Source organism: Micromonospora sp. NPDC051006 (assembly GCF_044456245.1).
Taxonomy (GTDB): Bacteria; Actinomycetota; Actinomycetes; order Mycobacteriales; family Micromonosporaceae; genus Micromonospora.
In genome coordinates, this window is record NZ_JBITFP010000002.1 from 1 (window position 1) to 22,573 (window position 22,573).

Annotated in this window: 22 protein-coding genes; 15 read left to right on the forward strand and 7 right to left on the reverse strand. The window is 72.4% G+C overall.

The window, feature by feature from the left end; translation table 11 throughout:
• Positions 1-107 (reverse strand): helix-turn-helix domain-containing protein (locus ACIBBA_RS03675; RefSeq protein WP_396694296.1); only part of this gene is annotated, 107 nt, incomplete at its 3' end.
• A 155-nt stretch (positions 108-262) separates the two neighbouring features.
• Positions 263-1,399, reverse strand: coding sequence for an epoxide hydrolase family protein (locus tag ACIBBA_RS03680; RefSeq protein WP_396693451.1), 1,137 nt, complete (start codon positions 1,397-1,399; stop codon positions 263-265).
• 85 nt (positions 1,400-1,484) lie between these two features.
• Between ACIBBA_RS03680 and ACIBBA_RS03685 the strand changes: the two genes are divergently transcribed.
• The 15 genes from ACIBBA_RS03685 to ACIBBA_RS03755 all read left to right on the forward strand — a co-directional run bounded on the left by ACIBBA_RS03685 (position 1,485) and on the right by ACIBBA_RS03755 (position 14,351).
• Positions 1,485-2,138 (forward strand): TetR/AcrR family transcriptional regulator, encoded by a 654-nt coding sequence (locus ACIBBA_RS03685; protein WP_396693453.1) that lies wholly within the window; start codon positions 1,485-1,487, stop codon positions 2,136-2,138.
• 86 nt (positions 2,139-2,224) lie between these two features.
• The gene (gene clpB, locus ACIBBA_RS03690; protein WP_396693455.1) at positions 2,225-4,816 is read left to right on the forward strand and encodes an ATP-dependent chaperone ClpB; all 2,592 of its coding nucleotides are present in this window, start codon (positions 2,225-2,227) and stop codon (positions 4,814-4,816) included.
• Between the two features lie 165 nt (positions 4,817-4,981).
• Positions 4,982-5,362, forward strand: coding sequence for a hypothetical protein (locus ACIBBA_RS03695; protein ID WP_396693457.1), 381 nt, complete (start codon positions 4,982-4,984; stop codon positions 5,360-5,362).
• A gap of 71 nt (positions 5,363-5,433) precedes the next feature.
• On the forward strand, positions 5,434-6,300 hold the full coding sequence (locus ACIBBA_RS03700) for a hypothetical protein (protein WP_396693459.1): 867 nt from the start codon (positions 5,434-5,436) through the stop codon (positions 6,298-6,300).
• An 81-nt stretch (positions 6,301-6,381) separates the two neighbouring features.
• Positions 6,382-7,005, forward strand: coding sequence for a DUF4178 domain-containing protein (locus ACIBBA_RS03705; protein WP_396693461.1), 624 nt, complete (start codon positions 6,382-6,384; stop codon positions 7,003-7,005).
• Positions 7,006-7,512 carry a DUF2617 family protein gene (locus ACIBBA_RS03710; RefSeq protein ID WP_396693463.1) on the forward strand — a complete coding sequence of 169 codons (507 nt, stop codon included), beginning with the start codon at positions 7,006-7,008 and terminating at the stop codon, positions 7,510-7,512.
• Positions 7,509-7,934, forward strand: a complete 426-nt coding sequence (locus ACIBBA_RS03715) for a DUF4247 domain-containing protein (protein ID WP_396693465.1) — start codon at positions 7,509-7,511, stop codon at positions 7,932-7,934. The genes ACIBBA_RS03710 and ACIBBA_RS03715 overlap by 4 nt, the downstream gene beginning before the upstream one ends.
• A 34-nt stretch (positions 7,935-7,968) precedes the next feature.
• Entirely contained in the window at positions 7,969-8,391 is a 423-nt protein-coding gene (locus ACIBBA_RS03720; RefSeq protein ID WP_396693467.1) for a DUF350 domain-containing protein, read from the forward strand.
• Positions 8,391-9,179: a hypothetical protein gene (locus ACIBBA_RS03725; RefSeq protein ID WP_396693469.1), complete on the forward strand. Its 789-nt coding sequence runs from the start codon at positions 8,391-8,393 to the stop codon at positions 9,177-9,179. Before ACIBBA_RS03720 ends, ACIBBA_RS03725 begins: the two co-directional genes overlap by 1 nt.
• The gene (locus ACIBBA_RS03730) at positions 9,176-10,744 is read left to right on the forward strand and encodes a polyamine aminopropyltransferase (RefSeq protein ID WP_396693471.1); all 1,569 of its coding nucleotides are present in this window, start codon (positions 9,176-9,178) and stop codon (positions 10,742-10,744) included. Before ACIBBA_RS03725 ends, ACIBBA_RS03730 begins: the two co-directional genes overlap by 4 nt.
• A 117-nt stretch (positions 10,745-10,861) precedes the next feature.
• Positions 10,862-11,674: a hypothetical protein gene (locus ACIBBA_RS03735; RefSeq protein WP_350868433.1), complete on the forward strand. Its 813-nt coding sequence runs from the start codon at positions 10,862-10,864 to the stop codon at positions 11,672-11,674.
• A 72-nt stretch (positions 11,675-11,746) separates the two neighbouring features.
• Positions 11,747-12,391, forward strand: coding sequence for a hypothetical protein (locus tag ACIBBA_RS03740; protein ID WP_396693473.1), 645 nt, complete (start codon positions 11,747-11,749; stop codon positions 12,389-12,391).
• A 9-nt stretch (positions 12,392-12,400) separates the two neighbouring features.
• Complete coding sequence (locus ACIBBA_RS03745; RefSeq protein ID WP_396693475.1) at positions 12,401-13,210, forward strand: SDR family NAD(P)-dependent oxidoreductase; 810 nt, start codon at positions 12,401-12,403, stop codon at positions 13,208-13,210.
• A gap of 166 nt (positions 13,211-13,376) precedes the next feature.
• On the forward strand, positions 13,377-13,916 hold the full coding sequence (gene pyrE, locus ACIBBA_RS03750; protein ID WP_350868428.1) for an orotate phosphoribosyltransferase: 540 nt from the start codon (positions 13,377-13,379) through the stop codon (positions 13,914-13,916).
• A gap of 57 nt (positions 13,917-13,973) precedes the next feature.
• Positions 13,974-14,351, forward strand: coding sequence for a metalloregulator ArsR/SmtB family transcription factor (locus ACIBBA_RS03755; RefSeq protein WP_350868426.1), 378 nt, complete (start codon positions 13,974-13,976; stop codon positions 14,349-14,351).
• 56 nt (positions 14,352-14,407) lie between these two features.
• Here ACIBBA_RS03755 and ACIBBA_RS03760 read toward each other — a convergent pair whose 3' ends face one another.
• The 5 genes from ACIBBA_RS03760 to ACIBBA_RS03780 form a co-directional block, all read right to left on the reverse strand.
• On the reverse strand, positions 14,408-15,121 hold the full coding sequence (locus ACIBBA_RS03760) for a VTT domain-containing protein (protein WP_350868424.1): 714 nt from the start codon (positions 15,119-15,121) through the stop codon (positions 14,408-14,410).
• A 159-nt stretch (positions 15,122-15,280) separates the two neighbouring features.
• Positions 15,281-17,806, reverse strand: coding sequence for a polynucleotide kinase-phosphatase (locus tag ACIBBA_RS03765; protein ID WP_396693478.1), 2,526 nt, complete (start codon positions 17,804-17,806; stop codon positions 15,281-15,283).
• Complete coding sequence (locus ACIBBA_RS03770; protein WP_396693480.1) at positions 17,803-19,260, reverse strand: 3' terminal RNA ribose 2'-O-methyltransferase Hen1; 1,458 nt, start codon at positions 19,258-19,260, stop codon at positions 17,803-17,805. Before ACIBBA_RS03770 ends, ACIBBA_RS03765 begins: the two co-directional genes overlap by 4 nt.
• 120 nt (positions 19,261-19,380) lie before the next feature.
• The gene (locus ACIBBA_RS03775) at positions 19,381-20,913 is read right to left on the reverse strand and encodes an LPXTG cell wall anchor domain-containing protein (RefSeq protein ID WP_396693482.1); all 1,533 of its coding nucleotides are present in this window, start codon (positions 20,911-20,913) and stop codon (positions 19,381-19,383) included.
• Positions 20,914-21,049: 136 nt separating this feature from the next.
• Complete coding sequence (locus ACIBBA_RS03780; protein ID WP_396693484.1) at positions 21,050-22,552, reverse strand: hypothetical protein; 1,503 nt, start codon at positions 22,550-22,552, stop codon at positions 21,050-21,052.
• Between the last annotated feature and the right edge of the window lie 21 nt (positions 22,553-22,573).

A 22,573-nucleotide genomic window follows, 5' to 3' on the forward strand; every position in this document is an offset into this window, starting at 1 on the left:
GTACGGTCCCGCCCGATCACCACCGCGATCTGCGGAAACGACAACCCCTGCCCGAACAACACCTCAATCTGCGCCCGCTCCCCGGACGACAACCGCTTCCCCGGCATGAACCAACATCCTCACGAAGATCCATCCCGTTGCAACAACCACTTGAGCCCAAGCTGCTCGGACACCCGGACTTCCGGGAAGTCGAGTGGATCAACCCGGGACGCGGCGGTGCCCGCCCCGACGCAGAGCGGGGCGGGCACCGGACGAGCCGTGGTCAGCGCAGGCTGGCGAAGAACTCGCGGATGTCGGCGGTCAGCACGTCGGTGGCCTGGTGGGCGGCGTAGTGGCCGCCGACGTCGCCGCGCCCGTCGACGTCCGTGTCGTACGCCGTCCACCGCACGATGTTGGCGTGGTCCCGGTCGGCGAACCGGCGGATCGACTGGAAGTCACCGGGGAACATGGCCAGCGCGGTCGGCGCGGTGGTCGGCTCGGTCGGCGGCTGGCCGGCGTGCGCGTCCTCCCAGTAGAACCGGATCGCCGAGGCGGCCGTGCCGGTGAACCAGTAGAGCGCCACGTTGGCCAGGATGAAGTCGGCGTCCAGGCTCTCGTCGAAGAGCTGGGCGTTCCAGGCCAGCAGCCCGACCGGCGAGTCGGCCAGCCCGAACGCCAGGGTCTGTGGCTGCTGGCTGTGCACCTCGTTGAAGGAGAACTTGTTCTCGTAGAACCACTGGAGGTGCTCGAGCGCCGCCTGGTCGGCCGCGGAGAGCCCGGCGAACTCGGCCGGGTCTCCGGAGGGGAACGAGAAGAGCTGGGTGACGTGCACCCCGAGCACGTGCTCCGGGTCGATCCGGCCCAGCTCCGGCGCGACCATCGAGCCGGCGTCGTTGCCGACCGCGCCGTACCGGTCGTACCCCAGTCGGTTCATCAGCTCGGCCCAGGCGCGGGCGGTGCGGAACCGATTCCAGCCGGTGCTGCGGGTCGGGCCGGACGGCCCGAAGCCGGGCAGCGACGGGATGACCAGGTGGAAGGCCGGCGCGTCCGGTGCGGTCGGCTCGGTGAGCGGGGCGATCACGTCCAGGTATTCCAGCACCGAGCCGGGCCAACCGTGGGTGAGCACCAGCGGGGTGGCGTCCGGCCGGGAGGACCGGACGTGCAGGAAGTGGATCTGCTCGCCGTCGATCTCGGTGATGAACTGCGGGTGGGCGTTCAGTCGGGCCTCGACGGCCCGCCAGTCGAACCCGTCCCGCCACCGGTCCACGAGGGCGCGCACCCGGTCGGTGCTCATCCCGTACGCGTCGCCGACACCGGGCAGTTCGGCGGGCCAGATCGTGCGGCCCAGCCGGGCGGCCAGGTCGTCGAGGGCGGTCTGCGGGATCTCGACGCGGAACGGGCGGATCGCGGTGCCGGTCATCTCGGAACTCCTTCGGAACGGAATGTTTCGTTCTGCAATGACAATAGCAGACCGGAACGATCCGTTCCACTGTTAGTCTGAAGTCATGCCGACTCCTCCCGGAAAGACGGACGTGCCGCTGGCCGGCCGCCGTGCCCAGGCCGCCCGCAACGACGAGGTGATCCTCGAAGCCGCCCGCGCGGTCTTCCTCGACGACCCCAAGGCGCCGATCGCCGCCGTCGCCGAACGCGCCGGCGTCGGCATCAGCGCGCTCTATCGGCGGTACGCGGGCAAGGAGGACCTGCTGCGCCAGCTCTGCCACGACGGGCTACGCCGGTACGTCGCCGAGGCCGAGGCGGCCCGCGCCGAGCCGGACGACTGGGCCGCGTTCAGCGGGTTCCTGGCCCGGGTGGTCGACGCCGACGTGCACTCGCTCACCGTCCACCTGGCCGGCACGTTCACGCCGACCGAGGAGATGGGCCGGGACGCGATGCGCGCCAACGAGCTGGCGACCGTCCTCTTCGACCGGGCGCGGGCGAGTGGTCGGCTCCGACCCGACGTCGTGGTCCAGGACCTCGGGTTGGTGCTGGAGTCCTGCGCCGCGATCCGCGTACCTGATCCGGATCGGACTCGGCAGCTGCGCCGGCGGCAGCTCGCGGTGCTGCTGGACGGCCTCACCGCGCATGACGGCGCCGAGCCGTTGCCCGGCCCGCCTCCCGCGGCCGGCGAGTTCGACTGGCGGTGGCGACCCCGAGAGTGATGGGCGTCACAGCACCGGAGTTGAGCGGAATAGGCTCAACTCTGGTTGTGTCGTTTCCCAGTGGACACGCCTATCCGGGGGAGCCCATGAACACGGAACGTCTCACCACCAAGAGCCGCGAAACCATCACCGGTGCCGTCGCGCTGGCGAACCAGCGCGGCCACGCGACCGTGGAACCCTGGCACCTGCTGCTGTCACTGCTCGACACCGAGGGCTCGACCGCTGCCGGTCTGCTGCGCGCCGTCGGGGCTGACCCCGCCGAGCTGCGCCGGGTCGCCCAGCGCGCGGTCGACGCCCTGCCCGCCGCGCGCGGATCCAGCATCGCCGAGCCCACGCTGGCCCGCGAGTTCGTCAACGCCATCGGCGCCGCCGAGCAGATCGCCCGGCCGCTCGGCGACGAGTACACCTCCACCGAGCACCTGCTGGCCGGCCTGGCCCGGGTGGGCGGTGCCGTGGCGAACGCGTTGAAGAACGCCGGCGCCACCGAGGAGAACCTGGTCGCCGCCTTCCCGTCCGTACGCGGCGGGGACCGGCGGGTGACCACGGCCGATCCCGAGCAGACCTACCAGGCCCTGGCCAAGTACGGCGTCGACCTGACCGCCAGCGCGCGCGACGGCAAGATCGACCCGGTGATCGGCCGGGACTCCGAGATCCGCCGGGTGATCCAGGTGCTGTCCCGGCGTACCAAGAACAACCCGGTGCTGATCGGGGAGCCGGGCGTCGGCAAGACCGCGATCGTCGAGGGCCTCGCCCAGCGCATCGTCGCCGGCGACGTGCCCGAGTCGCTGCGGGACAAGAAGCTGGTCTCGCTCGACCTCGGGGCGATGGTCGCCGGCGCGCAGTACCGCGGCCAGTTCGAGGAGCGGCTGAAGTCCGTGCTGGAGGAGATCAAGAACTCCAACGGGCAGGTCATCACCTTCCTCGACGAGCTGCACACGGTCGTCGGTGCCGGCAAGGGCGAGGGCTCGATGGACGCCGGCAACATGCTCAAGCCGATGCTCGCCCGTGGTGAGCTGCGCATGGTCGGCGCCACGACGCTGGACGAGTACCGCGAGCACATCGAGAAGGACCCGGCGCTGGAGCGCCGCTTCCAGCCGGTGCTGGTCGGCGAGCCGACCATCGAGGACACCATCGGCATCCTGCGCGGGCTCAAGGAGCGCTACGAGGTGCACCACGGCGTCCGGATCACCGACGCCGCCCTGGTCGCCGCCGCGTCCCTCTCCGACCGCTACATCACCGACCGGTTCCTGCCAGACAAGGCGATCGACCTGGTCGACGAGTCCGCGTCCCGGCTCCGGATGGAGATCGACTCCCGGCCGGTCGAGGTCGACGAGATCGAGCGGGCGGTGCGCCGGCTCGAGATCGAGGAGATGGCGCTGGCCAAGGAGCCGGACGCCGCCTCCGCCGAGCGGCTGGAGCGGTTGCGCAAGGAGCTGGCCGACAAGCGCGAACAGCTCACCGCGCTCTCCGAGCGTTGGCAGACCGAGAAGAGCCACATCACCAAGCTCTCCACGGCCAAGGAGGAGTTGGAGCGGCTCGGCGGCGAGGCCGAGCGGGCCGAGCGGGACGGCGAGCTGGAACGCGCCGCCGAGCTGCGCTACGGCCGGATCCCCGCCCTCAAGGTCGAGCTGAAGCAGGCCGAGGAGGAGCTGGCCCGGCTCCAGGCCGACGGCGCCATGCTCAAGGAGGAGGTCGGCGCCGACGACATCGCCGCCGTGGTCGCCTCCTGGACGGGCATCCCCGCCGGCCGGCTGCTGGAGGGCGAGACCGCCAAGCTGCTGCGGATGGAGGAGTCGCTGGGCGGCCGGGTGGTCGGCCAGGCCGAGGCGGTCGGGGCGGTCTCCGACGCGGTCCGCCGGGCCCGGGCCGGCGTGGCCGATCCGGACCGTCCGACCGGCAGCTTCCTCTTCCTCGGCCCGACCGGCGTCGGCAAGACCGAGCTGGCCAAGGCGCTCGCCGAGTTCCTCTTCGACGACGAGCGGGCCATGGTCCGCATCGACATGAGCGAGTACGGCGAGAAGCACTCCGTTGCCCGCCTGGTCGGTGCCCCGCCCGGTTATATCGGCTACGAGGAGGGCGGCCAGCTCACCGAGGCGGTGCGCCGGCGGCCGTACTCGGTGATCCTGCTGGACGAGGTGGAGAAGGCCCACCCGGACGTCTTCGACATCCTGCTCCAGGTGCTCGACGACGGTCGGCTCACCGACGGGCAGGGCCGGACGGTGGACTTCCGCAACGCGATCCTGATCCTCACGTCCAACCTCGGGTCGTCGGTGATCAGCGACCTGACGCTGACCGACGAGCAGCGTCGCGAGGGGGTGCTGGCGGTCGTCCGCACGCACTTCAAGCCGGAGTTCCTGAACCGGCTGGACGACATCGTGGTCTTCGCCGCCCTGCGCGGTGACGACCTGCGGTCGATCGTGGACATCCAGCTGACCCGGTTGGGCCGTCGGCTCGCCGATCGCCGGCTGGGCCTGGAGATCACCGAGGCGGCCCGCGGTTGGCTGGCCGAGCACGGCTACGACCCGATCTACGGTGCTCGCCCGCTGCGCCGGCTGGTGCAGTCGGCCATCGGCGACCAGCTCGCCAAGGCCCTGCTCGCCGGCCAGATCCGCGACGGCCAGACCGTCAAGGTCGACCTGGCCGACACCAAGGACGCCCTGACCGTAACCCCCGCCTAACCCACCCCCCACCCACCCCCCACCCACCCCCCACCCACCCACCCCTCCCTTCCACGAGCGACCGGGCCGGTGATCAAGAGGTTTGCGTCACGGAGACGGCTTCCGCTGACGCAAACCTCTTGATCAACAGGGTGGGGTGGGTCGGGGCGGGGAAAGGATGGGGGCATGTTCGGGATCGGTGGGAAACGGGACCGGGAGCTGGCAGCCGCCGTCGAGGAGCTGGCCCGGGCCGACACGGTGGCCTTCGGCGGGGTGGGGTTCGCCGGCACGCTGCTGCCGGTCACCGAGGCGTACCAGCGGGTCGAGGCCGCGCTGGCCGAGCGCCCCGAGGAGGTACGCGAGCAGGTCGACAGTCTGCTCGACCGGGGTACGCCGGCCGGCCGGGCGTACGCGGCGACCCTGCTGGAACGGATCGACCCGGCGGCGGCGCGCGCCGCCTGGACGGCGCTGCGCGACGATCCGGCCGAGTTCACCACCTTCACCGGCTGCGTGATGGACCGTGCCACCCTCCGCGAGTACGCCGCGCAGCGGCTCACCGAAGCGTGATCCTTTCTCCGGTGGAGGCTGCCCGATCGGGTCTGCCGCCGCCGGGCCGGTGAGCCGTAGCTTTCCGAGCCATGATCCCGTCCGCCGGCGCTCCGGCACGCCCACCCCGACCCGTCACGGTCACCATCGCCTTCTGGGCGCAGCTCGCCACCGTACTGGTCCTGCTCGCGCTGGTCGCGCTGGTCATCGCGCAGGCGGTGCAGTGGGACGGCGAGATCGACCGGGCCGTGCGGCTGGTGCCCGACGCCGACCCGGACGAGGTGCGCGGCGAGCGGTGGATCAACGTCACCATGGCGCTGATCCTCGGCATACCCACCCTGGTGCTGGCGCTCTGGCTGGCCGCCACCGCGCTGCCCCTGCGTCGCGGCGGCAACACCGCCAGGATCTTGGTCTTCGTGGCCGGCGGCGCCCAGTTGCTGATCTGCCTGGCCCAGGGCTGCTCCGGGGCGTTCTTCGTTCCGCTGATCTTCGCCGGCGGCATCGAGGACGAGACGTTTCCGGAGGAGGGCTTTCCGGAGGAGACACCGACCGGGCCGGACGCCGACTCCTGGCAGGAGTCGCCGTTTATGCAGGCCCTCTACGACAGCTCGAATCCCTTCGACGCGGTGCTCTTTCCGCTGGCCGGGATCGGGATCCTCACGGTGCTGGTGCTGACCACGGCGGTGGTGCTGCTGGTGGCGCTGCCGCCGGCACACCGCTGGTTCGTGCCCAGGGCCGCGTCGCCAGCCCGGCCGGTGCCGCCCGCCGGCTACCCGTTCTCAGCGATCTCCTATCCCGTGCCGCCGGGTTATCCCGTGCCGGGCTACCCGGTTCCGCCGGGCTATCCCGTGCCGCCGGGTTACCTGATCTGCCCGGATCCGGCGGTGCACCTGGCCCGCGCCGCGCCGCCCGCCGGGCCGGAGGGCCCGGCCTCGGATCGGCCGCCCGCCGGTGACTGAGTGCTCAGTCGAGCGTCAGCGGGCGCTCACCGGTGCACGGGGTTGTTACCGTCTGCGCCGACGTGACAGGGGAGGTGGTCGGTGAACGGCTCGGTGGCGTACCTGGTGACGGCCGTGGGCTGCCTGGTCGGGGTGGCCGGGGTGGTGGTCGCCGTGCTGGCGGTGCGCCGGTCCCGCACCCGGCCGTCCGGCCGGACGCAGGTGGGTGACCCGCTGCGGGACGTCGACGCCGACGTGTTGCGCGGTGACCCGCGCCGGCTCCGCGCCGGCGACGTCGTGGAGATCCGCCAGGTGTCCTACGTGGTACGTGGCACCATCCGCCTGGTCGAGGGGGGCTGGAGCTGGGCGGAGCACCTGCTCGACGACGCGGGTGGCGTCCGGCGCTGGCTCTCCGTCGAGGAGGGCCCGGACCTGGAGCTGGTGCTCTGGGCCGCCGAGCCCGGAGCCACCGTCACCCCCGGCGCCCCGACCATCGACTTCGCCGGCCGCCGCTACAGCTGGGACGAGTCCGGCCAGGCCCGCTACACGGCCATCGGCGCCACCGGGCTCGACCCGGCCGGCACCATGCGGTACCACGACTACCAGGCGCCCGGCGGCGCCCGGCTCTCCTTCGAGGCGTACGGGGAAGCGGGCTGGGAGGTGGCCCGGGGTGAGCTGCTGCACCGCGCCGAGGTGATGATCTACCCGCAGGTCGGGGAGGACTGAGTGCTGGTCACCCTCGACGCCCCGTACGTCGACACCCGCGCCGCCGACCTCAGCCTCGCCCGCGACGACGTAGAACGGCCCGCGCTGCACGTGCTCGACCTCGACCTGCCCGGGGCGGTCCAGCTGCGGCTACGGCTGCTCGGCGCCTCGCACCAGGTGCTGCTGCGGGCGGGCGAGGTGGCGCTGACCGAGACGGTGGCCTGCCTGCCCAGTCGGCCGCCCGAGCTGCCCGCGACGCTGCTCGACGAGGCCACCGGCTACCGGTTCGCCGCGACTGTGCTCCGGCCGGCCGGCACCGGCCTGCGCGACCGGGTCGGCGCGCTCCGCGCGGAGCTGGCCGACGACCCGTACGCCCTGGTGGGTGTCTTCCCCGGCGATCCGGACGCGGTGACCGCGCTCGCCGTCCGTCCCGAGCCGCCCGTCGGCACCCTCGGCTGGCGCACCTGGCACGCCTATCCGCAGACCAACGAGCTGGTCCTGACCGAGACGGTGGTGGCACTGCGATGACGTACCGACGCTGGTTCGTGGTGGGGGTGGCGTTCGCGGTCATCGGCGCGTTGGTGGCCGCCTTCGCGATCTTCTACGGCAACTTCTCCCCGCGCGGCTACGTCGAGGACCGGTACACCCGCGCCGCCGGCCAGGACATCGGCCGTGACGCCGTCGCCTACACCTCGACCCGCGCCCCCAGTGAGGTGGCGAAGGACGTCACCGACGCCTGGCGACCGGCCGACCAGTACGTCGACGGCAGCGGCGTCTACCTGCGCTACGACGACGACTCGGTGGTCATCCTGCCGGTCGCCGCCGGTTCGCTGATCCTGCTGGAGCGGCTCAACACCGCCTACCCGCGCTACCACTCCACGGTCGGCTCCGGTTGGGGCTGGGGACGTGGCAGCACCGTCCGGGGTGGCGGCCCCGGCAGCGGAAAGTAGCCCTCCCGATCGACCCCTCACCACTGGAGCACCCGTGCAGACTCTCGTCACCGATCTGCTGGTCACCCTCGCCTACGGGGTGGTCGGCGTGCTGCTGATGGGCATCGGCTACGTCCTGGTGGACGTGGCCACCCCCGGCCGGCTCAAGGAACTGATCTGGACCGACCGCAACCGCAACGCGGCCCTGCTGCTCGCCTCGAACCTGGCCGGGGTCGGCGTCATCGTGGTCGCCGCGATCGCCGCCAGCGAGGACGACTTCGTCCTCGGCATCGTCGGCGCGGCCGCGTACGGCGTCCTCGGGCTGGTCATCATGGCGGCGGCGTTCATGCTGCTCGACGCGGTGACCCCGGGCCGGCTCGGGCAGCTCCTGGTCGACCCGGAGCCGCATCCGGCGGTCTGGGTCTCCGCCGTCGTCCACCTGGCCACCGGCGCGATCATCGCCGCCGCGATCAGCTGATGGCCGCCGGGAAACGGGGCGCGGCGAAGTCCTCCGGCGCGGCCAAGGCGGTCGCGATCGGCGCCGTCGTGCTGGTGCTGGGCGGAGTCTGCCTCGCCGGCGTGCTCGCCGACGACGACGGCGGCACCACGGTCCTGCCGCCCAGCGCCACCGAGCGGGCCGACACCGTGCCGATCCTGAAGCGGGCGACCGACACCCAGGGGATCTGCTACGGCTGGCGGTTGACGGACGGCACCAGGGTGGTGAACGTCGGCTCCAGCCTCGGCGACGGCGTGCCCGCCGAGGGCGATCCGCGTTGCCCGCGTTGGGTGCAGGTCGCCGCGGAGATCACTTACACCGCCGAGAGCAGCGAGTCCGAGGACAACGCGCTCATCGACGTCGAGGGCTCCGCCGACCTGGACCGGTCCGACCTCAGCGCCGTCCGGTCCGGGCTGACGCGGTTCGGGCTCACCGAGGACGCCTTCCTCGACGATCCCGGTTGGGCCGTCACCCGGGCCGCGGTCAGCCTGCCGCTGCTGGTCGCCGAGGCCGGTGCGGCGAGCCCCGCGCCGGTCGCCGCGGCCACCCCGGCGTCGACGCCGACGCCGCTGCCCGACGCCGGCAACGACCTGTGGCGGGACCGCTGGGGCTACCTCCTCACGGCCGCCGGGCTGCTGCTGCTCACCGCTCTGCTGGTCACCGTCGGTCTGGTCCAGCGCCGCCGGCATCGCCGCCCCACCGCGACGGCGACGCCGGCCACTCCGCCTCCGGCGGACGCGGCCGCTGGCCGTACACCGGAGCGAGGGTGACCACCGAGACGCCCGCGCCCCCGACCCGGCGGCCGGCCCGCGCGGCGGTGCTGGCCGCGGTCTTCGTCTGCGCGGCCTGCGGTCTCGTCTACGAGCTCGCGCTGGTCGCGCTCGGCAGCTATCTGATCGGGGACACCGTCGGTCAGGCGTCGATCGTGCTCGGCGTGATGGTCTTCGCGATGGGCGTCGGCGCGCTCGCCGCCAAGCCGTTGCAGCCCCGGGCCGCCGCCGCGTTCGCCGCGATCGAGCTGGCCCTGGCGCTGCTCGGCGGGCTCTCGGTGCTCGGCCTCTACGCGGCGTTCGCCTGGCTGGATCTCTACGGTCCGGCGCTGGTCGGCACGGCGTTCCTGCTCGGCCTGTTGATCGGGGCGGAGATTCCGCTCCTGATGGTGCTGCTGCAACGGATCCGGGAACAGGCGGCGGGCAGCGCGGTGGCCGACCTGTTCGCCGCCGACTACGTCGGCGCGCTGCTCGGCGGGCTCGCCTTCCCGTTCCTGCTGCTGCCGGTCTTCGGGCAGCTCAAGGGGGCGATCGTGGTCGGCGCGGTGAACGCCGTGGCCGGGCTCGCCCTGGTCTGCACGGTCTTCCGCCGGGAGCTGGGTCGGCGGTCCCGGGTCGCGCTCGGGGCCGGCGCCGTGGTGGTCGCGCTCTGCCTGGGGTACGCCTGGCTGACCGCGCACGACTTCGAGGTGACCGCCCGGCAGCAGCTCTACCGCGACCCGGTGGTGCACGCCGAACGGAGCCGCTACCAGGAGATCGTGCTGACCCGGTCGGTGCGCGAGGTCGGGCACGCCGACACCGACCTGCGGCTGTACCTCAACGGCGATCTCCAGTTCAGCTCGGTGGACGAGTACCGCTACCACGAGGCGCTGGTGCATCCGGTGCTGAACGGGGCGCGCGGCGAGGTGCTGGTGCTCGGGGCCGGCGACGGCCTCGCGGTCCGGGAACTGCTGCGCTATCCCGACATCCGACGGATCACGGTGGTCGACCTGGACCCGGCGGTGGTGGTGTTGGCGCGTACCGAGCCGCAGCTGCGCCGGCTCAACGGGGACGCCTTCGCCGACCCCAGGGTCCGGGTGGTGCACGCCGACGCCTTCGGCTGGCTGCGCGGCAACACGGCGCGCTTCGACGCGATCGTCGCGGACCTGCCCGACCCGGACGAGACGGCCACCGCCAAGCTCTACACGGTCGAGTTCTACACGCTGGTCCGCGCCGCGCTCGCCGACGGCGGACGGCTGGTGGTGCAGTCCGGCTCGCCGTACTTCGCGCCCCGGTCGTACTGGTCGATCGAGGCGTCGCTGCGCGCGGCTGGCTTCGCCACCCTGCCGTACCACGTGGACGTGCCGTCCTTCGGGGACTGGGGGTTCGTGCTCGCCGGGCCCGGCGCCGTCCCGCCCGCGCTGGCGCTGCCGGCCGACGCGCCCCGGTTGCGTTTTCTGGACGAGCCGACGCTGCGCGCGGCGGCCACCTTCCCCGCCGACCGGGGCCGGATAACGGTCCCCGCCTCGACCTTGCTGCAGCCGCGGGTGCTCGAGTACGCCCGCGCGGAATGGCGGGGCTACTGACCGACCGGCGTGGTGCGGGCCCCGCCTCGCCCTTTGCTGGCCGGCCCCGGGGCGTCGCGGCATGCCGGGTTGGCCGGTTGCCGATACGGTGTGGGCCCGATCTAGGGAAGGAGCACCGTGGTCGACCCCCAACGCCCGCCGGCCCGCACACGGCCGAGCGTGGTGACCATTTCCAGCTACCTGCTGATCCTGTTCGCCGTTCTCCAGGTGATCAATCTGATCATCACGCTGACGACCATCGGCACCATCCGTGACGTGCTGCGGGACGCCTACCGTGGCACCGAGGCGAACGGCGCGGAGACGATCGCCGACTTCACCTTCGCCTTCGGCATCGGCACCGCGATCTTCGTGCTGCTGCTGGCGATCGGTCTGGTCGTGCTGGCCATGCTGAACAACCGCGGCAAGAACGGATCCCGGATCACCACCTGGATCCTCGGCGGCATCCTGATCTGCTGCACGGGCGGCAGCCTGATCAGCGGTGCGGCGGGCGGCCTCGGCGGTGCCGGCGGCGGCAGCACCAGCGGTGACATGCCCAGCGGCGAGGAGATCCAGCGCCGCCTCGACGACGCGCTGCCGGGCTGGTTCACGCCGCTGAGCACCGTGCTCGGGGTGCTCGGCGTGCTCGCGCTGCTCGCCGCGCTGATCCTGCTGGCCCTGCCGAAGTCGAACGAGTTCTTCCGCAAGCCGAAGGCCGGCTGGGAGCCGCCGGTGCCCGGCGCCGCCTACCCGGGCTACCCGCCGGCCCCCGGCTACCCGCAGGGCCCGGGCCAGCCCGGTCAGCCCTCAGGTGAGCCGGGCTACCCGCCGGCTCCGGGCTACCCGCCGCCCAGCCAGCCCGGCCCGTCGGGGCAGCCGCCGGCGCCGGGTCAGTCCGGCGACCAGCCACCCCCGTCGGATCGACCCGGCTCGACCCCGCCGCCGGTGAGTTGACCGTCGGATAACGGCGACGCTGACGGTCCCTCCGAGTAGGTTGCAACCCGACGCCTACCGGAGGGATCCGTCGTGTCGTACCCGCACCAGGCGCCGGCCCGCCGTCCCCCCGTGGTCGCGCTGGCGACGGCGGTGCTGCTGCTGATGGCGCTCGTCGCGCTCGCGTACGCAGTCGCCGGGCTGCTCGTGCTCGGCGGCACCGTCGACCGGTTCCGGTCCGCCGCCACCGGCACGTCGGCCACCGCCGGTGACATCGACGAAATCGTCACGCTGCTGCGCACGTCCGGGGTGGTCGCCGCGGTGCTCAGCCTGCTGGCCGGGGTGCTCCTCGCCGGGCTGGCCCTCGGCCTGGGCAGTGGCCGCGCGGGCGCCCGGGTGGCCACCTGGGTGGTCAGCGGGCTCGGCCTGCTCGGCGGCTGCTGCGGGCTCGCGGTGCTGGTCGGCCAGCGGGCCGCCCCGCTGCGGCTCGGCGCCGACGAACGCTCCACCGCCGAGCTTCTCAACCTGGTCGGTGACGCCTACCCGCCCTGGTGGATTCCGCTCAACGCGGGGCTTTCCGTCGGCCAGACGCTCGGTTACCTTGTGGTAGCCGCGTTGCTGGCGCTGCCGGCGGCGAACGCCTGGTTCCGCCGACGCCCGGCCGCGCCGTCCGGGTTTGCACCCGCCCCGCACCCGGCCCCGCCGGCGCCCACCACGCCCTCTTACCCGCCCAGCTGAGGATCGCCCGTGACCCCCGACTCCACCTCCACCGAGCGACGGGCCCTGGTGACCGGCGCGACGGCCGGCATCGGCGCCGCGTTCGCACGCCGGCTGGCCGCCGACGGCTCGCACCTGGTGCTGGTGGCCCGCGATGCCGCCCGCCTCGGCGAGTTGGCCGCCGAGCTGACCGGCCGGCACGGTCGGGAGGTCGAGACCATCGCGGCCGATCTGTCCACCGACGACGGTTGTGCCGTCGTCGAGCGCCGGCTCACCGGCGGGAGCCCGATCGGCCTGCTGGTCAACAACGCCGGGATCAGCCTCAACAAGCCCTTCCTGCGATCCTCCGTCGAGGACGAGGCCCGACTGCTCCGGCTCAACGTGCACGCGGTGATGCGGTTGACCCTTGCCGCGCTGGGCCCGATGACCGAACGGCGGGACGGGGCAGTGATAAATGTCTCTTCCGTCGCCGGGTTCGCGGCGGTCATGCCGGGCTCGACCTATTCGGCCAGCAAGGCGTGGGTGACGAATTTCAGCGAATCGGTGGGCCAGTCGGCGCGTCCCTTCGGCGTACGGGTGATGGCGCTCTGCCCCGGCTACACCCGCACCGAGTTCCACCAGCGGGCCGGCATCAACATGTCCAAGACTCCGGAGTGGATGTGGCTACGCGCCGACGAAGTTGTCGACGGCGCGCTTCGTGACCTGCGGAAAGGCAAGTTGGTAAGCGTTCCGGCGTGGAAGTACAAGTTCGCCGTCGCCGGCCTGCGGCATGCGCCCCAGCGGCTGCTGCACGCGGTCGCCCGAGACACCCGGGGCCGGATCGGCCGCGACGAGCGCTGACCCGGCCACCACGGGGCGTTCCGACGGGGTCACAGGCCTTTGCCCGCAACTGATCCGGCTTGATCGCGCAGAGTAGTGGTACATCGCCACTCATCGGTCGCCCGGCGGATGGATGCGGGTGGACCCCACACCCGGCTCCCAGACTTGCGCAGTACCCTCTATCGCCATGGGGGACCACGACGACCTGCGTAAATTCATCACTGACCTGGCTGTGGTGCACGGCCGGGTGGTGCTCTCGTCCGGGCGCGAAGCGGACTGGTACGTGGATCTGCGGCGCGTCACGCTCCATCACCAGGCCGCACCGTTGGTCGGCCGGGTGCTGCTCGACCTCACCGCCGACTGGGCGTACGACGCGGTCGGTGGCCTGACCCTGGGCGCCGACCCGGTCGCGCTCTCGATGCTGCACGCCGCCGCGCCGAGCGGCCGGGCCCTGGACGCCTTCGTGGTCCGGAAAACCGGTAAGGCGCACGGGTTGCAGCGCCGGATCGAGGGGCCGGAGGTGGCCGGCCGCCGGGTGCTGGCGGTGGAGGACACGTCCACGACGGGTGGAAGTGTGTTGACCGCGGTCGAGGCGCTTCGTGAGGCCGGGGCCGAGGTCGTAGGGGTTGCGGTTATTGTTGATCGAGGCGCCGGCGACGCGGTGCGAGCCGCCGGACTGCCGTATCGGGCGGCCTATACGTTGGCTGACCTCGGCCTTGTGGCGTAAAAGTCTGCCGATTCGGATCTGCTGATATGCAGGCGGATCGATGCTGCTGGTGGAAGGATGGAAATCGTGGGAACTGCGTTGGCTGAAATGACTATGCCTCAGATCTCGCCGCTTGCCGGCGAGCCGATCGAACGTGCCGATGCCGAGCGTCTCGCGGGGGTCCTCAAGGCCCTCGCCGACCCTGCTCGGCTGCGGCTGCTCAGCCTGATCCAGTCGGCCCCCGAGGGCGAGGCGTGCGTCTGTGACCTGACCGCACCACTCGGCCTCTCTCAGCCGACGGTCAGCCACCACCTCCGCATCCTCACCGAGGCCGGCTTGCTGGAGCGGGAGAAGCGCGGTGTGTGGGCCTACTACCGGCTGGTCCCGAGCGCGATCGCGACGATCGCCGATCTGCTGACCCCGCCGCGCAAGCGGGCCACCAAGAAGGCTCGCTGAACTGAACCGATCGTCCGGTGCCCTCCCCGCAGGGAAGGCGCCGGACGGCCGGCCGGTCAGTGCTTGCCGTAGTGCTCCCGGGTCTCCCGGATCGCCTGCTCGGCGGCGGCCCGCTCGGCGGCGGTCGTGCCCCGCTTCGCCGCGATGCGCGCCCGGAGCAGCTCGATCGCGATCGGCACCACCGAGATCGCGACGATCGCGATCAGGATGAGTTCGATGTGCTCCTTCACGAACGGGATCTGGCCGAGGAAGTAGCCGAGCACCGTCACCCCGGTGCCCCAGAGCACCCCGCCGATCACGTTGTAGATCACGAACGTCCGGTAGTTCATCCGGCTGACGCCGGCCACGATCGGCGTGAACGTCCGCACGATCGGCACGAAGCGGGCCAGCACGATCGAGCGGGCACCGTACTTCTCGAAGAACTCGTGCGCCTTGACCACGTTCTCCTGCTTGAACAGCCGGGAGTTCGGGCGGCGGAAGAGTGACGGCCCGACCTTACGGCCGAACGCGTATCCCACCTGGTCGCCGGCGATCGCCGCGAGCGTGATGAGCAGGCAGACCAGCCAGAGCGGGTAGGTGATGTACTGCCCGTCCGCGGTGAGCAGCCCCGCGGTGAACAGCAACGAGTCGCCCGGCAGAAAGAACCCGATGAGCAGGCCGGACTCGGCGAAGACGATGGCCAGGATGCCGAGCAGCCCGAACGTCGAGATCAACCACTCCGGATCGAGCCAATCGGGCCCCAGGGCCAGGGTGGTGGTGGGCGTCGGCACGAGCGGACCTCCGATGGCTACCAGTGGGAGTGGCGTTCAGCCGCCACCGGCGACGCCACGTCCGTAGTCTAGGTGCCCGCCCGACACGCCCGGTGCTCGACGTCACACCTGCCGCCCGCAGCCCGGGCCGGCGCAGGTGCGCGCCAGCCCGGGCGACGGCTAGAGCCGCGGGTCGACCGGCTCGGACTCGCAGGCCAGGATCGCGAACACCAGCTCGTGCCGGCGCCACAACGGCGCCCCGGCGGCCAACGCGTCGAGCGCCGCCAGCCCCAGCCCGTGCTCACGCAGCGCCAGCCCGCGCTTACGCCCCAGCGACCGCCGGCGCAGCGCGGCCAACTGCTCCGGCTCGGTGTAGCCAGGTCCGTAGATGATCCGCAGGTACTCCCGCCCCCGACACTTGATCCCCGGCTGGAGCAGCGAGCCACGCTCGGTCCGGGCGGCCAGCCCGGCGTACGGCTTGACCACCATTCCCTCGCCGCCGGCCGCGGTCAGGGAGAGCCACCACCGCGTGGCCGAGGCGACCGCCTCGTCGTCGGCGAGGTCGACCACCTGCCGCCGGGTCGGCGTGAAGAACTCCGGGTCGGCGGCGCAGAGCCGGTCGGCCACGTCGAGGTGCCAGCCGTGGTCCCGGTCGGCGTAGCTCGCACCGGCCCCGGCGAGCACCGCGAACGGCGCCAGGGTCACCCCGCGCAGGCCGTCCGTCGGCCGCACGTACGCCCGGTAGGCGTCGGTGTAGGCGCGCACCTCCTCGTCCCGGCGGGCCATCTTCTCCCGCAGCCCGGCCAGCGGCAGCCCACGGGCGGTCGCCGCGTCGAGCACCCCCAGCACCGCGGGGAGAGCGGCCCGTCCGGCGGCCCCCACCCCGGCGTACTGCTCGCGGATCAGCCCACCGGCCTTCGCCGACCAGGGCAGCAGCTCGGTGTCGAGCAGCAGCCAGTCGGTGCCCAACTCGTCCCAGAGTCCCGCCTCGGTGACCGCCCGGCGGACCCGGTCGAGCAGCGCGGCGTCCAGCGGTTCGCCGAAGAACGGCCGGCCGGTGCGGGTGTGCACCACCCCACCGCCCGGTCCGAACGGTCCACCCGCCGGATCGCGGCAGACCAGCACCACGGCCCGCGATCCCATGTGCTTCTCCTCGCAGACCACCCGGTCGACGCCGGCCGCCCGGTAGTCGGCGAACGCCTGCGCCGGGTGCTCCAGGTAGCCGTCCTCGGTCGCGGTGGAGCAGGGCGCCATGGTCGGCGGCAGCCAGGCCAGCCAGCGCGGGTCGACGGCGAACCGGCTCATCACCTCCAGCGCCGCGGCGGCGTTCTCGGCGGGCACGGTCAGCGAGCCGTACCCGTGCTCGATGTGCCGCCGGCCGGTCACGTCGGCCAGCTCCAGCACCAGGTCCGGGCGGGTCGGCGCGGCGGTCAGCGGCCGGGCCGGGGCGTACCACTCCCGCTCGGCCGGTACGGAGACCTGCTCCTTCTCCGGGTAGCGCAGCGCGGTGAGCCGGCCGCCGAAGACGCAGCCGGTGTCGATGCAGATGGTGTTGTTGACCCACTCCGGCTCGGGAGTGGGCGTGTGCCCGTAGACCACCATCGCCGAGCCCCGGTAGTCGCGGGCCCACGGGTAGCGGACCGGCAGCCCGTACTCGTCGGTCTCGCCGGTGGTCTCCCCGTAGAGCGCGAACGAGCGGACCCGACCGGACGCGCGCCCCTGGTACTCCTCCTTCAGCCCGGCGTGCGCGACCACCAGCCGGCCGCCGTCGAGCACGAAGTGGCTGACCAGGCCGTCGATGAAGCCCGCCACGGTGGTGGCGAACTCCGGCTCCTCCGTCGCCAGCTGGGCCATCGTCTCGGCCAGGCCGTGGGTGAGCCGCACGTCGCGCCCGCGCAGCTTGCGCAGCAGCTTCTGCTCGTGGTTGCCCGGCACGCAGATCGCGTGCCCGGCGGCGACCATGCCCATCGCCAGGCGGAGCACGCCGGGAGAGTCCGGGCCGCGGTCCACCAGGTCGCCGACGAACACCGCGGTACGCCCCGACGGGTGCGTCGCGTCGATCGGGCGCCCCCGGTCGTCGTGGTGCAGCTGCCAGCCGAGCCGACCCAGCAGCGTCACCAGCTCGGACCGGCACCCGTGCACGTCGCCGATGATGTCGAACGGCCCGGTCAGCTCGCGCCGGTCGTTGTAGAGCCGCTCGTAGCGGACCTCGGCCGCCTCGATCTCGGCGATGCCGCGCAGCACGTGCACCTTGCGGAAGCCCTCCCGGGCCAGCTGCCCGTACGTACGCCGCAGGTCGCGCTGCATCCGGGCGAGCACCTGGCGGCCGAAGGTCCGGTCGGCGCGCCCCTCGGTGCGCTCCCAGGCCAGCGCCTCGGGCACGTCCAGCACCACGGCGACCGGCAGCACGTCGTGCTCCCGGGCCACCCGCACCAGCCCCGCCCGGGCGTGCGGCTGGAGGTTGGTCGCGTCGACCACGGTGAGGCGGCCGGCGCGCAGCCGCTTGCCGGCGACGTAGTGCAGCACGTCGAAGGCGTCGGCGGAGGCGGACTGGTCGTTCTCGTCGTCGGCCACCATGGCCCGGAACGTGTCCGAGGAGAGCACCTGGGTCGGGGCGAAGTGCCGGCGGGCGAAGGTCGACTTGCCGGATCCGGAGATGCCGACCAGCGCCACCAGCGCGAGTTCGGGAATGTCGAGGGTGGTCACGGCCGGTCCTCCTGCCGGGTCGGGGCCTGCGCGGCCAGCGTCAGCACGGCCAGTTGGGTGGGGGCGCCGACCTCCGGGTCCTCGTCACCCACCCCGCTGATCCGGGCGGTGTAGCCGTAGTCGGTCGCCACCCGGTCGACCCAGGCGGCGAACTCGGCCCGGGTCCACTCGAAGCGGTGGTCGGCGTGCCGGAACCGGCCCGCCGGCAGCCCCTCGTAGCGGACGTTGTACTCGGCGTTCGGGGTGGTCAGCACGACCGTGCCCGGCCGGGCGTGACCGAACACGGCGTCCTCCAGCGCCGCCAGTCGGGGCGGGTCGACGTGCTCGATCACCTCCATCAGCACCGCCGCGTCATAGCCGCGCAGCCGGTCGTCCCGATAGGTCAGTGCGGACTGCCGCAGCGTGATCCGGTCCCGCTGCCGCTCCGGCAGCCGGTCCAGCCGTACCCGGCGAGCGGCCATGGCCAGCGCGTGCGGGGAGACGTCGGTGCCGACGACCTCGGTGTAGCGGCGGTCGCCGACCAGGGCAGCCAACAGCGCGCCACCACCGCAACCCAGGTCGAGCACCCGGCCGGCGCCGCTCTCGGCGAGGGCGGCGAGCACCGCCTCCCGGCGGCGGGCCGCCAGCGACGGCCGGCGCTCGGTGGCCCCGTCGGTCTCCTCGTCCACCGTGTCGGCGACCGCCGGCTCGTCGGCGAGCCGCTGCTCGGCGAGGCGGGCCAGAGCCTGCCCGGCCAGCGCCCGCCGGTGGGCCAGGTAGCGCCGGCTGATCATCCCCCGCTCCGGGTGGTCGGCCAGCCAGCCGGCGCCGGCCCGGAGCAGCTTCTCCACCTCGTCCGGCGCCACCCAGTAGTGCTTGGCGTCGTCGAGGACCGGGAGCAGGACGTAGAGGTGGTTGAGCGCGTCGGAGAGCCGGAGGGTGCCGGTCAGCCGCAGGTCGACGTAGCGGCTGTCGCCCCACTCCGGATGCTGCTCGTCCAGCGCGAGAGCGGTGGCCTCGACCGTCCAGCCGAGCGGGGTGAAGACCCGGATCGCCACCTCCGCGCCGCCCCGGCAGCGCAGCACCGGCACCCGCACCTCCAGCGGGATCGGGGTCGCGGCCAGCTCCGGCCGGTCCCGGGACTCGCCGCGCAGCGCCGTGCGGAACACCTTCGCCAGCGCCGAGGCGAGCAGGCTCGACGCCGCGTACGGCCGGTCGTTGACGTACTGGCCGAGGGTGAAGGCCTCCGGGGCGGCCGTCGAGCCACCCCGACCGCAGCGACGGGCACCGGCCAACCGCAGCGGGTCCACGTCCAACAACAGGGCCGCGGTGCAGCGCTGCTCGTCCGCCTCCGGGTAGAAGACGTGCGCGGTGCCGACCGGCACGTCGAAGGCCTGCGCCCGGTCGGGATGCTTGACCAGCAGGTGACCGAGGTCGGTCGCCGGCTGGTGGGTGGTGGTCAGAGTGAGCAGCACGCCGACCATGGTGGCAGCCGCATCGATCTTGCGTCGCCCGGTTTTGTGCGTGGCCGGGGGCCCAGCACGACGGTGCCCCGCAGACCGGTGGTCGGCGGGGCACCGGTGGTGCGTGATGAATCAGGCCACGAAGCGGGTCCGGCGGCGCTTGGCCACCAGGTAGCCGCCGACGCCGGCCACGAGCAGCAGGCCGCCGACGCCGGCGATCAGGGCGGTGGACTCGCCGGTGATCGGCAGTGGGCCATCGTCACCGCCGCCCTGCCCGCCCTCACCGGCCGGGTTCAACACGATCATCGCGGTGTTGTTTCCGGCCTTCGGGTCGCCCGGGAAGGCCACGCTCACCCGCCCGGTCGCGTCCGGCGTGGCCTTGTCCACCCGAAGCGTGAACGGGATCGGCATCGTCTGGCCACTGGCGATCTCGCTGGTCAAGCAGCCGTACCGCTGACCACCCGGCTTGCCGTACTCCTCCTGGATGTTCCAACCGGCGTCCGTGATCGGCGCGCAATCGCCGGACGCCTCCAGGACAGTCGTACCGGCCGGGATGTCGATCTGGACCACCGGCTTGGTGAGGTTCCAGGTGGCTTCGGCGATGGCCGGACCGACGTTACGGATAGTGGGAGCGATCTCGACGGACTTGCCCTTGCCCGCGCTGGCCGTGAGCGGCTCGGCGGCGAGATCCGCATAGTTGTTGCCGGTCACCGAGATGCCGATGGTGGCGTAATTGTTGGACCAGTCGACGTCGGTCTCCGGCGCGACGTTGCGGGCGTTCGACCCGGTCTCCACCAGCCGCAGCGGGGAGCCGGTGCCCGGCTTGGCGTCACCCAGGTACTCGTCGTTGTCCGACAGCTCCCAGTCACCGGCCGTCCACCAGGTCACATGGTTCTCAAGGGAACTGCCGCTGCGCACATCGGCGGAGACCTTCATCGGCAGATCGTTGGACAAGCGGTACGCACTGCCGGGAACCAGGTCCGAGTCGAACCGGCAAACGGTGGGACCGCCGTCGTAGTTGACGCAGTTCGAGAAGTTGCCGATGTAGGAGGCGTAACCGTCGGGCCAGAGCATCATCACCGCGCCCCGGGCGGGTGACGGCCCACCGTTGCGAACGTCCAGCCGCGTTCCCACAGAGGAGCCCGGAGCCGCCTTCAGGTCGATCTTCTCATCTACCGCCTGCAGATCCACCGCCTCGGCCAGGGTCATCGTCACCGTCCTGGTGACCTCGGAGCCGTTCGCGGTCGCCTTCACCGTCATCTCGCCCGAGCGCCCCGACTGAACACCGTCCTTGGCTCGTGCCGTGAAGGTGAAGTCACCGATGCCCCACTCCGGGTCGGCGTCCGCCGCGCAGCGCAGTCGGCTGTCCTCGGCGTTGCAGTGCCACTGCTCGGCGTTCGGCTCGATCTCCACCAGGTTCGAGATGCCGGACAGGTCGATGTCAAGGGTTGCCTGCTTGATCGGCGGCTGTTCCGGCACCGGAGCGAGGAAAATTCCGCTGTAGGTGCTTTGGCCTACCGGGACCAACAGGTCGGTCGCGTACAGGTGGAACGCGTCGTTGTCGGCGAACGCGGGGGTGGCGGAGGCGGCGACGAGCGCGCCTGCGACGCCCAACCCGGCGAGCCAGCGCCGGGTGGAGTGCTTGAGCATTGGGGGTTCCCTCATGTCGGGGGACGAAAGTGAAGCCTGCGGATCTTAAGGAACCGTTAAGGTCCGCCGTCGCCCCGAATGGTCGCTGGCTGCGGAAGTAGGCCGAACGGATGATCGGGACCGCCGCAACGTTCCGCCCGCCGACAGTGGATCAGACGACGAAGCGGGTGCGGCGGCGCCGTGTCACGAGGTGGCCGGTGAGGCCGGCGGCGAAGAGCAGCACACCCAGGGCGGCGAGCGCCCCGGTGGAGCCGCCGGTGATCGGCAGGGAGTCGTCGTTTCCGCCACCGATGCCGCTCGACTGCGCGCTGCGCGGGGTGAGGGTGATCTGCGCCGTGTCGTTGGCGGCGTTGGTGTCTCCCGGCATGTCAATGGTCACGGGAGCGGAGGTCGGCGTGGTCAGCCGGTCCACCCGCAGGGTGAAGGTGAAGGTCACCGGTCGGCCGGGGAAGGCGAAGTCGGTCTGGGGGCGGCAACCGTACGCCCGGGCTCCCGGCTGGCCCCAGGTGTCTCCCGGCTTCCATTCCCCCTCGCCGATCGGCGCGCAGGTTCCCGGCACCGTGACCGCTGTGCTGCCCTCGGGAATCCCCACCCGCACCAGCGGCGACATCCGCCAGGTCTCCACGGCAGCCGGCCCGAGATTGTTGAAGCCGGGCGACACCCGCACCCGGTCGCCGGGCCGGGCGCTGGTGCTGCGGCCGACGGCGGCCGCGTCAGCAGTCTGGTCACCGGTGACCGTGAGATCGACGGCGGTGAAGTTGTCCCAGGGTGACGTCTCGGTCTGCCGGCTCGCCGGCTGCTCGACGAGGCGCAACTCCTCGCCGGTGCCCGGAGTGTCCGGCGGAAGCGACTCGTCCGGTTCCCGCTCGACCAGCGCCCAGTCGTCCGTCGTCCACCACTGAAGGCGGTTGACCAGCACCAGCCCGCTGCGCGCACTCTGCCTGAGGGCGAGCGGCAGCGGTACGGAGAGCCGGTAGGACACCCCGGGACGTAGTTCGGTGTCGAACCGGCAGATGGTCGGCAGGCCCTCCTGGTGGCGGCAGTTGCGGAAGGTGCCGGTGTATTCGAGGAGCCAGTCGGCGGTGAACACCAGCACCGCGCCGTCGACCGGAACGGGACCGGCGTTGCGTACCGTGCTCGGCAGCTGGAGCCGCGCGCCGGGGGCGGCGGCGAGCGGCGCCCGGGGCTCGGTCTGAAGGTCGATCCCCTCGACGACGGTGGCCGTGGTGGTCCGGGCGGCCGTCCCGGCGGCTGACGTTCCGGTGATGCTCAACTGGGCCTCCTCGCCCAGCGTCACGTCCGCCCGCGCGGACACCCGGTAGTAGAGCCGGGGCGTCTGTCCCCACCGGTCGGCGGTGGTGGTGCAGCGCAGCAGGTCCGCGCCGCGGGTGCAGTCCCACCCGTTGTCGGTCAGCTCGAAGCCGCCCAACGCCGCCAATTCGGACGCGTCGATGTCGAGGCGCACCTGGAGGTCCTGGCCCTCGATCCGGACGTCGATGTAACCCAGCGCGCTGTGGCCGGGCGCCACCAGCACGTCCCGAGACGAGATCCGCAGCTGCCCGGGCGCGGCGACCGCGGGGGCGGCGCCCACGGCGATCAGCGCGCCGGCTGCGCTGATCCCGGCGAGCCAGCGTCGGACGGAGTGCCGGAACATGATGTCCTCCCGTCGGTGGCG

Coding starts and splice junctions, on each gene's coding strand:
- ACIBBA_RS03680 (WP_396693451.1), bottom strand. CDS start 1,399: ATGACCGGCACCGCGATCCGCCCGTTCCGCGTCGAGATCCCGCAGACC.
- ACIBBA_RS03685 (WP_396693453.1), top strand. CDS start 1,485: ATGCCGACTCCTCCCGGAAAGACGGACGTGCCGCTGGCCGGCCGCCGT.
- clpB (WP_396693455.1), top strand. CDS start 2,225: ATGAACACGGAACGTCTCACCACCAAGAGCCGCGAAACCATCACCGGT.
- ACIBBA_RS03695 (WP_396693457.1), top strand. CDS start 4,982: ATGTTCGGGATCGGTGGGAAACGGGACCGGGAGCTGGCAGCCGCCGTC.
- ACIBBA_RS03700 (WP_396693459.1), top strand. CDS start 5,434: ATGATCCCGTCCGCCGGCGCTCCGGCACGCCCACCCCGACCCGTCACG.
- ACIBBA_RS03715 (WP_396693465.1), top strand. CDS start 7,509: ATGACGTACCGACGCTGGTTCGTGGTGGGGGTGGCGTTCGCGGTCATC.
- ACIBBA_RS03725 (WP_396693469.1), top strand. CDS start 8,391: ATGGCCGCCGGGAAACGGGGCGCGGCGAAGTCCTCCGGCGCGGCCAAG.
- pyrE (WP_350868428.1), top strand. CDS start 13,377: ATGGGGGACCACGACGACCTGCGTAAATTCATCACTGACCTGGCTGTG.
- ACIBBA_RS03755 (WP_350868426.1), top strand. CDS start 13,974: ATGGAAATCGTGGGAACTGCGTTGGCTGAAATGACTATGCCTCAGATC.
- ACIBBA_RS03775 (WP_396693482.1), bottom strand. CDS start 20,913: ATGAGGGAACCCCCAATGCTCAAGCACTCCACCCGGCGCTGGCTCGCC.
- ACIBBA_RS03780 (WP_396693484.1), bottom strand. CDS start 22,552: ATGTTCCGGCACTCCGTCCGACGCTGGCTCGCCGGGATCAGCGCAGCC.